A 12,034-nucleotide genomic window follows, 5' to 3' on the forward strand; every position below is an offset into this window, starting at 1 on the left:
CTCGTGGGCGTCGCCGCCGGATCACGGCGAGCACGATCGCCCAGCGAAACTGAGGTGCCCGGCATGGTCGTCCCTTCCAAGGTTCCGGCCGCGCAGAACACCTTGCGCGTTCTGACTCATCTCGCCGCCCAGCGCGGACCGATACCGGCCGCCGCCGTGGCCACCGCACTCGGCCTGCCGCGCTCGACCGTCTATCAGCTGCTCGATGTGCTCGCGCAGGAGGGGTTCGTGGTTCATCTGCCCGAGGAGCGCCGTTACGGTCTCGGCATCGCCGCGTTCGAGCTGAGTTCGGGGTTCAGCCGCCAGGAACCGCTCTCCCGGCTCGGCCGCCCGTTGATCGCGCAGCTCGTTGACCGACTGGGGGAGAGTGCGCATCTCGTCGTGCTGCACGGTCGGGACGTGATCTACCTCGTGGAGGAGCGCGCCGCGCATCGGCCGTCGCTCGTCTCCGACGTGGGGGTGCGCCTGCCCGCGCACCTCACGGCCAGCGGACGCGCGCTCCTCGCGGCCCTGCCCGCCGCCCAATTGCGAGCGCTGTACCCGAATCAGGCGGCACTGGAACAACGCGACGGTCGCGGCCCACACACCAGGCTCGAGCTGCGGGCCGTGCTCGATCGCGTGCGAACGGATGGCTACGCCACCGAAAACGGTGAAATCACGCCCGGCATCGCCTCGGTGGCGCTCGCCGCGCGGGACCATACCGGCTGGCCTGCCGCCGCGATTGCCGTGACGTTCGCGCACGACAGGTTCATCGAGGGGGACTGGCCCGCGCTCGCCGCAACCGTCGCCGACACGGCGGCGGAATTGTCTCGTCGCATCCGTGGCCGGCCGGGGACCGCGGCCGAGCCTCCCGGCACTCGGTAGGGAAGGGGGTACTCGTTCCTCGGGTGCCCCCTGCCTCAACGGGGGCCGCGAGTGGCAAGAGGACTACCAGCCCAGCTCCGTGTGCAGAAAACCGGCCACCCGGGCGCGCATGGCCTCATCGAGAATGCCAATGGAGTGCAGATTCCCGGGAACCACCACGAGTTCGTGGCGAATGCCCAGACGTTCCAGCTGCGCCGTGAAATCGGTCGACTGGCGCACCGGGATGAACTCGTCAGACGACGTGCCGATGAATACGGGCGGATCGCTGTGATCGAGCCGGCTCGACGCCGAGGCCTCCACCGACTGCGCGCACCGGTTAATGCTCGCGCAACCGAGGTACGCCCGGCTGATGCGGGTAAGCCCATCGGTGGCGTTGACGAGTCCCGTAGCGCGCAGGTCTACCGGACCAGACAGCTCCGCCACCGCGGCGACCCGCGAGTGTGTCGTGAGCGCGCCCTGGCCACGGGTGCCGAGCAGGGCAACGAGGTTGCCGCCGGCTGACCCGCCGAACGCCCCGATGCGGTCCGGGTCGATGCCGTATTTTTTGGCGTTATTCGGGTCGCGCATCCATTCCACTGCCAACTGCAGGTCATCGATCGCGGCCGGAAAGACGGCGTCGGGTACCAGCCGATAATTGACCGAGTAGGCTACGAAACCCGCGCTCGCGAGCCACTGACAGACCAGTCGCCAGTCGCTGTTTCCCTTGTCGCCGCGAGCCCAGCTCCCGCCGTGCACCGAGATGACGGCCGGCAGTAGCTCCGGTGCTTGCGCATTGACGGAAGCCGCGGCGTTCGGTGGTGCCGCCGCATTCGCGGGCGCGCTCCCGGTCTCAGTACCGGTGCTTGTTGCGGGGCCCGGCAGAACGGCCTCGTCAGGATCGGAATCTCCGACATCCAGATCTCCGACGTCAACTGTGGGCGTCGCGGTGGCGTCGGGGCTGGTGGCCGAGTGCGGGGCCATCGGTGAGCAGACATCCAGGGTCAGCACCGCGCCGTCCGGCTGGATGCCGTAAACAATATCGGTCGTTACCGTCACCGCGTCGCTCGGCGTGAACGTTCGAATCCCCACCACCTCGGTGGTGACCAGCTCGCTGCCCTGGTTCTCCGCGCCGGGCGGCGCCACGTCATACAGGTCAACTCGAAAGCCGGCCACGAGGCCGGTCGTCACGATCGCTAGGGCTGCTGCCGCCAGTGCCAGGCTCCCGCGGGTGCGCTGTAGCCGGCGGCGGCCGGCGCGGGTTGGGCGTCGAGCAGGTGTCACGTCATGCCCCCGGAGTTGTAGCTGGTGGATTCGAGACTAGGCGCATCCGCCGTGCCGATCGAATCCGCTGGGCTCTCGTGGCACGGGGTTGAGAAGGGGGCCCGTGCTAGAACACGTGCCCCCTTCCGCAACGAGTGCCGCGGGCTAGCCCTGGCGGGCCTTGGCTCGAGGATTGAGCTTGTTGATCACGAAGGTGCGACCGCGTCGCCGCACGATTTGCGATCCCGGAACCTTCTTGAGCGCCTTGAGCGAATTGCGAACCTTCATTTTTCTCCACTTCGGATTTCTTATTGAGAATGACTATCAATTAGAGTAACAGGCATGCAGACAGAAACGTATCTTCGAGTGAACGTGGTGAGCGGCCTGGCCGGCGCTGGAAAGACATCGGTTGCTTGCAGCCTGGGGCATCACCCCTTCGCCCTGACCACCTCGATCTCCGACGCCCTGCGCACGGTGCTGAGCGAGGTATCTGACGCCGTTCCGGCTCGGCGAGGGGAGGCATCCGCTATCGATGTCTTCGTTGAGGCACCGACCGCGGTCGGACCTCTCGAGATTGCCAGTTCCCTCGTCGAAACGGGTGACTCGCCCGAGCGTCTGGCCAACGGGCATGCGGTACGGCTCGGGGATCTCATTACCGTGCTCGACGCTGCGCGGTTCTGGCGCGACCTGCGCGGTGAGGCCCTCGCGCCGACCCCGCAGACCGGGGCCGGTGAGGCCTCCGACGACGCGGCCACCACGATCGATACCCCGGGTGACGCCGAACGCACCGTGGGTGACCTGCTGATCGAGCAGATCGAGTGGGCGAGCATCGTCGTGGTTAACAAGACCGACCTCGTGCGCCAACGCGATGCCGCCGACATCCGCGATTTTGTACGCCTGCTCAACCCGGCCAGCCATATCGTGTTCGCCGAATACGGCCAGGGCGGTGCCGACGGCTGGCCGCTGCCGCGCCGGGACATGTTTGCCTGGTTACAGCGCAGCCCCGGCTGGGTGCGTCAGCTCAACGGCGACGCCTTGCTCGCGCGTAGCCCGCAGGGACTGACCTGCGTGGTCTACCGTGACGTGCGACCGTTCCATCCCGTGCGTCTGGCCGAATTCTTTCGGGACCACGCCGAGGAGGCGGGCGAGATTTTGCGCTCACGCGGCCTGTTTCGACTGGCCACGCGGCCGTCAACCGTTGGCTCCTGGAGCAGTGCCGGTCCCACCATCACCTTCGAACCCACCGGTATGCACAGTCATGACCCCGACTCCCCGCTCGGCCAGGAAATCGCCTTTTTCGGACGCAATCTCAACGCGCATGTGCTCAGCGGTAACCTCGATGACTGCCTGCTCACCGACGCGGAGTTTCTCGCCGGGCCCATGTTCTGGAGCACCCTCGGCGACCCGTTCCCCGGCTGGGTGCTCGAAGGTGCTGCTTGACTCAGAGGGTCTTGGCAAAGCAGACGCTGAACTTCTCGCCGACGTATTGGCCGAACAGGTCAATCTGCTCGTAGCCGCGACCGCGGTACAGGGCCATTGCGGCGTTATGCAGCGGGCCGGTCTCCAGCGCGAGAGAGCGGATGCCGCGGCTCGCGGCATCCGCTTCGATACGGTCGAGCAGGTGGCCGGCTACACCGCGCCCCCGGGCATCAAAGTGCACGAACAATCGCTTCAGCTCAGCGGTGAGCACCGCGGCGGGGTTGGATTCACTGGAGCCGAGCGGCACCAGGGCGGCCATGCCGCAGGCCGCACCGTGTTCGTCGCGGGCAATATAGACGTCGACGCCCGCGCGTTCGAGTTCGTCGGTGCTGAGCAGAAAACTGTTCTCTTCCGGGTAGAGCGAGTGTGCGAAGGCGGTGCTGGCGGCCAGCAGCGCCTCGACATCGGCCTGTCGGGGCGGCTCGATACTGATCGAAATGGTCATATCACCAGAATAGAGCGAGGCAATGTGCGCCCTTTCCGTGACATTTATGGGCGCATCGGGTAGCGTAGACAAGTCGGCTCTTGACACCGCGCCGTGCGCGGATGGGTTTGTAAGTCAAGTTGGGCCGGTTTCCCAGTAATCCGCTGGTGAAAAATCACTGTATGTGAACGGCCCCGGCCATAGACTGCCCGGGTTCTCAGTTACGTCGCATGTGCGATGTTGTTCTGCCATGTACTGAACACAACCCAGAAATATCTGTATGCCTCAAGGCAATTCGCATAACTCCACCGTCGGTCGTGGCGGTAAGAACTTCGATCCCAAGTACGCCTCCAAGGGCGGATCGGGTCACGGCGGTTCCAACAACGCCGGCAGCAAGAGCCCCGGTCACCGCGGACACCGCGCTGACGAAGGCGCACCCAAGAAGCAGCGTTGGAACGCCGACGAGCGCGCCGCGCGCGCCAATGAGCGTCCCTCGAGCGAACGCCCGGCCTACGGCTCGCGTTCCGTTCGCCCCGAAAACGGTGGCCGCACCAACAGCGAGCGCAACGAGCGCCCCGCCTACAACAACGACCGTCCCCGCACGGACCGTCCGTCGTACAACAACGACCGTCCGTCGTACGGTGACCGCAACAGTGCTCCGCGCACCGATCGTCCCTCGTATGGTGACCGTGCTCCGCGCACCGAGCGTCCGGCCTACAACAACGACCGTCCCCGCACGGACCGTCCGTCGTACAACAACGACCGTCCGTCGTACGGTGACCGCAACAGTGCTCCGCGCACCGATCGTCCCTCGTATGGTGACCGTGCCCCGCGCACCGACCGTCCGGCCTACAACAACGACCGTCCCCGCACGGACCGTCCGTCGTACAACAACGACCGTCCGTCGTACGGTGACCGCAACAGTGCTCCGCGCACCGAGCGTCCGGCCTACAACAACGACCGTCCCCGCACGGACCGTCCGTCGTACAACAACGACCGTCCGGCTCGCACCGATCGTCCCTCGTATGGTGACCGTGCTCCGCGCACCGACCGTCCCTCGTATGGTGACCGTGCTCCGCGCACCGACCGTCCCGACTACGCCGACCGCGCCCCCCGTCGCTCAAACGACGACCGTCCGCCCCGTCGCGATTTCGGAAACGACCGTCCGAGCCGTTCCGACGATGGCGACAGCAAGTTCTACCCGAAGCGCAGCGAGAACGGCGCCAAGCCCAGCTTCGCCGGTGGCGACGATGTCGTACTCGAACGTCTCGAAGCCATTGCAACGACGGCATCCGATGTTGTCGGTGTGACCTTCGGCGATCTGGGCCTCGGCGAGAACATCGTTCGTGAGCTCGCCGCCCTCGGCGCTCCGACCCCGTTCCCGATCCAGGCAGCGACCATCCCCGACGTGCTCGCTGGGCGCGACGTGCTCGGCCGCGGCAAGACCGGATCCGGCAAGACCATCGCCTTCGGCGCCCCGCTCGTGGAAAAGCTGATGGAGAACAACGGAGCCAAGGACCGCAAGATGGCCCGCAAGCCCCGCGCGCTCATCCTGGCCCCGACCCGTGAGCTGGCCCTGCAGATCGACCGCACCATCCAGCCGATCGCCCGCAGCGTCGGCCTCTTCACCACCCAGATCTACGGCGGCGTTCCCCAGTACCGTCAGGTCAGCGCACTCCAGCGCGGCGTGGACATCATCATCGGTACCGCGGGCCGCATCGAAGACCTCATCGACCAGGGTCGTCTTGACCTGTCCGAAGTCGTCGTCACCGTGCTCGACGAGGCCGACTACATGTGCGACCTCGGGTTCCTCGAGCCGGTTCAGCGCATCCTGCGTCAGACCAAGGCCGGCGGCCAGAAGCTGCTCTTCTCCGCCACCCTCGACAAGGGCGTTGCCTCGTTGGTCAAGGAATTCCTGACCAACCCGGCCGTGCACGAGGTCGCCGGTGAAGACCAGGCCTCATCCACGATCGACCACCGCGTGCTCGTCATTGAGCACCGCGACAAGGGCCGCATCATCGAAGAGCTCGTCAATCGTCAGGGTAAGACGCTCATCTTCAGCCGCACCCGTGCCTACGCTGAGCAGCTCGCCGACCAGCTTGAAGATGCCGGAGTGAAGGCCACCAGCCTGCACGGTGACCTCAACCAGGCCCGTCGTACCCGCAACCTGCAGATGCTCACGAGCGGCCGAGTCAACGTTCTCGTCGCAACGGATGTGGCTGCTCGCGGCATCCACGTTGACGATATCGACCTGGTCATCCAAGCTGATGCGCCCGACGAGTACAAGACGTACTTGCACCGTGCCGGACGCACCGGCCGCGCGGGCAAGACCGGAACCGTCGTGACGCTCATCCCCAAGCAGCGTCAGCGCCGCATGGGCGAGCTGCTCGAGCGTGCCGAGATCGACGCGAGCTACACGACCGCCGCCCCCGGTGGCGCGGCTGTGCGCGAACTCGCCAACATCTAGCATCCGCTCTCTCTAAACCAGAGGCTTAAAGAAAGGGGTACCCGCCAGTCGGCGGGTACCCCTTTCTGCATGTCTAGAGCTGGACGGGTTGCCGAACCCGGCCGCATCTGCCAGAATTACTTTCCGAACGGTCGGTAACTTATTCGTCGTTCCCGCACGCACACGTAGACACCGTCGTCAGGAGAGAACATGGCTGAGGCCTACCTCGTTGGAGGAGCACGCACCCCCGTAGGCCGTTACGGTGGCGCACTGGCCACGGTTCGTCCCGATGACCTCGCCGCGCTTGTAGTCGGCGAGGCCGTACGCCGCGCCGGCATCGACCCCGGCCTGGTCGAAGAGATCATCTTCGGCGCCGCCACCCAGGCCGGCGAAGACAACCGCAACGTGGCCCGTATGGCCGGGTTGCTCGCCGGACTGCCTGACCACGTGCCGGGAATCACCGTCAACCGGCTCTGCGCCTCGGGTATGTCGGCGATCACGATGGCCGCCCAGGCCATTCGCGCCGGTGATGCCGACCTGATGTTGGCCGGCGGTGTCGAATCCATGACCCGTGCCCCCTGGGTGCAGGCCAAACCCGAGCGCGCCTGGGCCAAGCCCGGCGCCCAGTTCGATACCTCCATCGGCTGGCGGTTCGTGAACCCCAAACTTGCCGCCCGCGACAAGGCCACCTTCTCCATGTCGGAGACGGCCGAAGAGGTCGCTAAGCTCGACGGCATCACTCGGGCAGAAGCGGATGCCTTTGCCCTGCGCAGTCACCAGCGCGCAGCAGCCGCGATCGATGCCGGCCACTTCGTCGATGAAATCGTTGGCGTTCCCACCAAGAAGGGTGAGGTTCTCGTCGACGAGGGCCTGCGCCGCGACACCACCCTGGAAGGTCTCGCCGCGCTCCGCCCGATTGTGGCCGGCGGCTCCGTCGTCACGGCCGGCAACGCGAGCTCGCTCAACGACGGCGCTTCGGCGATTCTCGTGGCCAGCGGCGAGGCCGTCAAAAAGTACGGTCTCATCCCGCGGGCCCGCGTCGTCGTCGGAACCAGCGTCGGACTCGCCCCGGAGATCATGGGCCTCGGCCCGGTCGCCGCCACCCAGCGTGCCCTGGAACGCAGCGGATTGAACATCGGCGACCTCGGTGCCATCGAGCTCAATGAGGCATTCGCCACCCAGTCCATCGCGTGCATCCGTCGGCTCGGCCTCGACGAGGAAATCGTCAACCGTGACGGCGGCGCAATCGCGCTCGGACATCCGCTTGGATCCAGCGGCGCTCGCCTCGTAGTCACTCTGCTTGCGCGCATGGAGCGCGAAAATGCCCAGCACGGCCTCGCCACCATGTGTGTCGGCGTCGGCCAGGGTTCGGCCCTCATCCTGGAGCGTGTCTGATGTCTATTTCTGAACTCGAACTGGGCGATCGCGGCGAGTCCGGCGTGCCCGACCGGGTCGGTGTACTCGGTGGTGGGCGCATGGGCGCCGGCATCGCGCACGCATTCTTGCTCGCCGGAGCCCACGTGGCCCTCGTCGAGCGCAACGACGACGAGGCCGCGGCCGCCCTCGAGCGCGTGCTGCGCGCCGTGGACGCCAGCATCACCCGCGGTGCCACCACCGAGACCCGCCCGGAACTTGAGGCGCGCCTCGCTGTCGGTGCCGATTTCGGCCTGTTCAGCGACCGTGAGCTGGTCGTCGAGGCCGTTCCCGAGGTGCGCGCGCTCAAGGTTGAAGCACTGCAGAAGGTCGAAGCTCAGCTTCCGGCCGACGCCGCCCTCGCCAGCAACACCTCGTCAATCTCGATCGACGACCTCGCCGACGAACTGGCCCGCCCGGCGCGCTTTCTCGGCCTGCACTTCTTCAACCCGGTGCCCGCCTCAAACCTGGTCGAACTCGTCACCGGCAGCGCTACCTCGCCCGAATTGGTAGCGGATGCCCAGAACTGGGTGTCGGCCCTCGGCAAGACACCGATCACCGTCAGCGACGCACCCGGATTCGCCTCGTCCCGGCTCGGAGTGGCCTTAGGACTCGAAGCCATCCGCATGCTCGAGGAGGGTGTCGCGAGTGCCTCCGATATCGACGCCGCCATGATGCTGGGCTACAAGCACCCGGTGGGGCCGCTGAAACTGACCGACCTGGTCGGGCTTGACGTGCGGCTGGGCATCGCCGAATACCTGCACAAGCAGCTCGGTGCCCGGTTTGAGCCGCCGCAGCTGCTGCGCCGGCTTGTTGCCGAAGGCAAGCTCGGCCGCAAATCCGGCCAGGGCTTTTACCGCTGGGACGAGGCTTGATGGCCGCCCACACCGATGCCCCGCCTACACCGCGCACGCACCACAAAGGAGACCTCATGACCGATATTCTGCCCAGCTACGTTCAGGGCGTCTGGTGGACCCCGACCGACGCATCCGCTGCCGTCGACGTCTGTGACGCCTCGACCGGTGAGGTCGTCACTCGCGTCAGCACCCGGGGACTCGACCTCGCTGCTGCCCTCGACTACGCGCGCACGGTCGGCCAGAAGTCCCTCGGTGAGCTGACTTTTCACCAGCGTGCCGTATTGCTCAAGCAGATGGCCCTGCTGCTGACCGAGCGCAAGCAGGAGCTGTACGCGCTGTCCAGTCGCACCGGCGCTACCAAGGTGGACTCCTGGGTCGACATCGACGGCGGCATCGGCGTGTTGTTCAGCTACTCCTCAAAGGGCCGGCGCGAGCTGCCGAACGCCCAGGTTTACGTTGACGGGCCGGTCGAGCCGCTCTCCAAAGACGGATCCTTCATTGCCCGCCACATCTACTCGCGCCTGCCCGGCGTTGCCGTGCAGATCAACGCGTTCAACTTTCCGGTCTGGGGCGCCCTCGAAAAGTTCGCGCCCGCCTTCCTGGCCGGCGTGCCCACCCTGGTCAAGCCGGCGACGCCCTCCGGCTACCTGGCCGAGGCATTCGTGCGCATCCTCGCCGACTCCGGTCTGCTCCCCGAGGGATCGTTGCAGCTCGTCTCCGGCAGCGTGCCGACCCTGTTCGATGATCTGCGTCTCGGCGACCTCGTGGCCTTCACCGGATCGGCCTCCACCGCCGAGAAACTGCGGGCGAGCGACTCTGTGCAGACCGGTGGAGTGCGCTTCACCAACGAAACCGACTCGATCAACGCCTCGATTCTCGGAACGGATGCCGCCAAGGGCACCCCCGAATTCGATGCCTTCGTCAAGGGTGTCGTTGCCGAGATGACGGTCAAGGCCGGCCAAAAATGCACCGCCATCCGCCGCGTCATCGTGCCACGCGCGGCCATGGACGACGTCGTCGCCGCCGTGCAGGCCCGAATCAGCGAACGTATCGTTCTCGGCGACCCGCGCGCCGAGGGTGTCACCATGGGGCCGCTCGCCTCGACCGCGCAGCGGCTCGAGGTGCTCAAGCAGGTCGCCCGCCTGCAGGCTGCCGGCGGTGAGCTGGTCGTCGGAACCACGGATGCGCCCGCTGTGGTGCACGCTGACGGCACGACCGCCGTCGCTCCCGACGGTGCCTTCGTCGAGCCGCTCCTGCTGCGCTTCAATGATGCGTCCGCCGACGCCGTGCACGAGGTCGAAGCCTTCGGCCCGGTCTCCAGCGTTCTCGGCTACGACACCATTAACGAGGCGATCGCGCTCGTGCGCCGCGGCGGTGGGTCGCTCGTGACCAGTATTGCCACGCACGACCCGGCTGTTGCGGTCGCCCTGATGACGGGAATCTCCGCCTTCAACGGGCGCGTGCTCGTGCTCGACCGTGACGACGCCCGCACCTCGACCGGGCACGGTTCGCCGGTTCCGCAGCTGGTGCATGGTGGCCCGGGTCGGGCTGGCGGCGGCGAGGAACTGGGCGGTATCCGCGCGGTACTGCACCACATGCAGCGCACCGCCATTCAGGGCTCGCCTGAGATGCTCACGGCGATCACCGGAATCTGGCACCAGGGCGCGTCGGCGCGACTGGGCGACACACATCCGTTCCGCAAGAGCCTCGCGGAGCTGGTGATCGGTGACCAGATCGTGTCGGCTTCGCGCACGGTGACCCTGGAGGACATTGAGACCTTCGCGCAGTTCACCGGAGACACCTTCTACGCCCACATGGACGAAGAAGCCGCCGCTGCTAACCCGTTCTTCCCGGGCCGGGTGGCTCACGGCTATCTGCTCGTGTCCTGGGCTGCCGGCCTGTTCGTCGATCCGGCGCCTGGACCGGTCCTGGCCAACTCCGGGCTGGAGAACCTCAAGTTCGTCACGCCGGTCTCGCCCGGGGACAGCATCCGTGTCGCGCTCACCGCGAAGCAGATCACGCCGCGCGAAACCGACGAGTACGGCGAGGTGCGTTGGGATGCCGTCCTGACCAACCAGAACGACGAACTCGTCGCGTCCTACGACGTGCTCACCCTCGTCGCCAAGCAGTAAGTCCGGCGGCACATGAAAGCGGGCCCGCGCAGAACGCGCGGGCCCGCTTTGTGCGCCTGCCAGAGCGCCCGTAAGCCCGTGCCGGTCGCTAGACGAACGCGGTGTTGATCTGCGCGGTCGTTTGCGCGTGAATCGTCGTCTTCGCTTGCGCGCTGTGTGTCGTGATGGGGGCGGAACCAGGTTCGCTCACGATGACGAGCCCCTGGGCACTATTCGCAGAGCGGCTGAGGTCTTCTATCCACTGACGGTTGAGTGTGGCTGCGTGTCCGCCGCTGTACTTGAAATAGAGCGGAATGGACGGGTGCAGCCAAATTGAGCTGCGACCGGAGCCGACCGCTCTGGAATCCTGCCAGGACAGCAGAAAGCTTTCCCCCCGGCGTAGCTTCTGCACGATCACGAGTTGCAGGTGCGCGAGGGTGCGATCATCGATCTCTACGACGACTCGGTCATACGTGAGAGAACCCATGATTGCCTTCCTGATCAGGTGAGCGGTGTCGCTCAGCCCAGTATCTCGGCCACAGCCGAGGAGGTCTAGGGTACAACGTCCTGCACCTGCACCTGCACCTGCACCTGCACCTGCACCTGCACCTGCACCTGCACCTGCACCTGCACCTGCACCTGCACCTGCACCTGCACCTGCACCCCACTGTTGTCCGGGTCCGGGCCCGGGCCCGGACATCCGTTTTGCGGGTGTGGGGTGGTGGGGCCCAGGGTGTGCAACTGGGCCCATGTTCTATCGTGGGCCCGGTTGCATAGGGTGGGCCCGAAGTCTGGCCGGCCCGAAGTCTGGCTGGCCCGAAAGCTGGCTGGCCTCGGTCGCGGGCGTGAGCAAGCGGGCGGATGCTGCAGCCGTTGGCTCGTGGGGTGGCCGCTCGTGCTTGGGTCGCCCGGAGTGCCCTGGTTTTAGTGTCCGGGCCCGGGCCCGGAAAGGGGGCCCATGTTCTATCGTGGGCCCGGTTGCATAGGGTGGGCCCGGGGCCCGGGGCCCGGGGCCTAGGAGTCGGGTGCCGGCGGGGGTGGCTGTCGGTTGGTGGGGCGCGGACCTTGTGGGTGGGGGTGCGACACGCCCGGGTGGGGTGCGTTTTGACGGGTGGGCTGGGTGGCCGTAATGTATCTATACGTACCCCAAAGGTGCGGAAAGCCGCAGAGCTTCCCGGCCTCACGTGGGACCAAGTCTTGG

10 protein-coding genes are annotated in these 12,034 nt (G+C 66.6%); 6 read left to right on the forward strand and 4 right to left on the reverse strand.

All coding sequences use genetic code 11. From position 1 onward, the window contains the following. The first annotated feature begins 63 nt into the window (after nt 1-63). On the forward strand, nt 64-864 hold the full coding sequence (locus tag QMK22_RS13645; protein WP_283498195.1) for an IclR family transcriptional regulator: 801 nt from the start codon (nt 64-66) through the stop codon (nt 862-864). A 63-nt stretch (nt 865-927) separates the two neighbouring features. On the opposite strand, the gene QMK22_RS13650 is transcribed toward QMK22_RS13645, so the two are convergent. Both QMK22_RS13650 and ykgO read right to left on the reverse strand, forming a co-directional pair. Further along, on the reverse strand, nt 928-2,124 hold the full coding sequence (locus QMK22_RS13650) for an alpha/beta hydrolase (protein WP_283498196.1): 1,197 nt from the start codon (nt 2,122-2,124) through the stop codon (nt 928-930). A 144-nt stretch (nt 2,125-2,268) separates the two neighbouring features. Further along, nucleotides 2,269-2,391, reverse strand: a complete 123-nt coding sequence (gene ykgO, locus QMK22_RS13655; RefSeq protein WP_035839829.1) for a type B 50S ribosomal protein L36 — start codon at nt 2,389-2,391, stop codon at nt 2,269-2,271. A gap of 54 nt (nt 2,392-2,445) precedes the next feature. Between ykgO and QMK22_RS13660 the strand changes: the two genes are divergently transcribed. Continuing rightward, nucleotides 2,446-3,543: a GTP-binding protein gene (locus QMK22_RS13660; RefSeq protein WP_283498197.1), complete on the forward strand. Its 1,098-nt coding sequence runs from the start codon at nt 2,446-2,448 to the stop codon at nt 3,541-3,543. 1 nt (nt 3,544) lies between these two features. On the opposite strand, the gene QMK22_RS13665 is transcribed toward QMK22_RS13660, so the two are convergent. After that, nucleotides 3,545-4,027, reverse strand: a complete 483-nt coding sequence (locus QMK22_RS13665; RefSeq protein ID WP_283498198.1) for a GNAT family N-acetyltransferase — start codon at nt 4,025-4,027, stop codon at nt 3,545-3,547. Between the two features lie 259 nt (nt 4,028-4,286). On the opposite strand from QMK22_RS13665, the gene QMK22_RS13670 reads away from it, so the two are divergent. From QMK22_RS13670 to paaZ, 4 genes are all read left to right on the forward strand, one after another. After that, on the forward strand, nt 4,287-6,473 hold the full coding sequence (locus tag QMK22_RS13670; protein WP_283498199.1) for a DEAD/DEAH box helicase: 2,187 nt from the start codon (nt 4,287-4,289) through the stop codon (nt 6,471-6,473). Between the two features lie 189 nt (nt 6,474-6,662). Then, complete coding sequence (locus QMK22_RS13675) at nt 6,663-7,847, forward strand: thiolase family protein (RefSeq protein WP_283498200.1); 1,185 nt, start codon at nt 6,663-6,665, stop codon at nt 7,845-7,847. Next, nucleotides 7,847-8,740, forward strand: coding sequence for a 3-hydroxyacyl-CoA dehydrogenase family protein (locus QMK22_RS13680; protein ID WP_283498201.1), 894 nt, complete (start codon nt 7,847-7,849; stop codon nt 8,738-8,740). Before QMK22_RS13675 ends, QMK22_RS13680 begins: the two co-directional genes overlap by 1 nt. Before the next feature lie 56 nt (nt 8,741-8,796). Next, entirely contained in the window at nt 8,797-10,854 is a 2,058-nt protein-coding gene (gene paaZ / locus QMK22_RS13685) for a phenylacetic acid degradation bifunctional protein PaaZ (protein WP_283498202.1), read from the forward strand. Between the two features lie 88 nt (nt 10,855-10,942). Here the strand turns inward: paaZ and QMK22_RS13690 are convergent, their stop codons facing one another. Further along, complete coding sequence (locus tag QMK22_RS13690; protein WP_349361117.1) at nt 10,943-11,320, reverse strand: DUF7882 family protein; 378 nt, start codon at nt 11,318-11,320, stop codon at nt 10,943-10,945. Nucleotides 11,321-12,034 lie beyond the last annotated feature (714 nt).

It is taken from the genome of Cryobacterium sp. PH29-G1 (genome assembly GCF_030063365.1).
Lineage (GTDB): Bacteria > Actinomycetota > Actinomycetes > Actinomycetales > Microbacteriaceae > Cryobacterium.

Excerpts from the sequence above, each read along its gene's own strand:
- QMK22_RS13645 (WP_283498195.1), top strand. The coding sequence starts at position 64 with ATGGTCGTCCCTTCCAAGGTTCCGGCCGCGCAGAACACCTTGCGCGTT.
- ykgO (WP_035839829.1), bottom strand. The coding sequence starts at position 2,391 with ATGAAGGTTCGCAATTCGCTCAAGGCGCTCAAGAAGGTTCCGGGATCG.
- QMK22_RS13660 (WP_283498197.1), top strand. The coding sequence starts at position 2,446 with ATGCAGACAGAAACGTATCTTCGAGTGAACGTGGTGAGCGGCCTGGCC.
- QMK22_RS13665 (WP_283498198.1), bottom strand. The coding sequence starts at position 4,027 with ATGACCATTTCGATCAGTATCGAGCCGCCCCGACAGGCCGATGTCGAG.
- QMK22_RS13670 (WP_283498199.1), top strand. The coding sequence starts at position 4,287 with ATGCCTCAAGGCAATTCGCATAACTCCACCGTCGGTCGTGGCGGTAAG.
- QMK22_RS13675 (WP_283498200.1), top strand. The coding sequence starts at position 6,663 with ATGGCTGAGGCCTACCTCGTTGGAGGAGCACGCACCCCCGTAGGCCGT.
- QMK22_RS13680 (WP_283498201.1), top strand. The coding sequence starts at position 7,847 with ATGTCTATTTCTGAACTCGAACTGGGCGATCGCGGCGAGTCCGGCGTG.
- paaZ (WP_283498202.1), top strand. The coding sequence starts at position 8,797 with ATGACCGATATTCTGCCCAGCTACGTTCAGGGCGTCTGGTGGACCCCG.
- QMK22_RS13690 (WP_349361117.1), bottom strand. The coding sequence starts at position 11,320 with ATGGGTTCTCTCACGTATGACCGAGTCGTCGTAGAGATCGATGATCGC.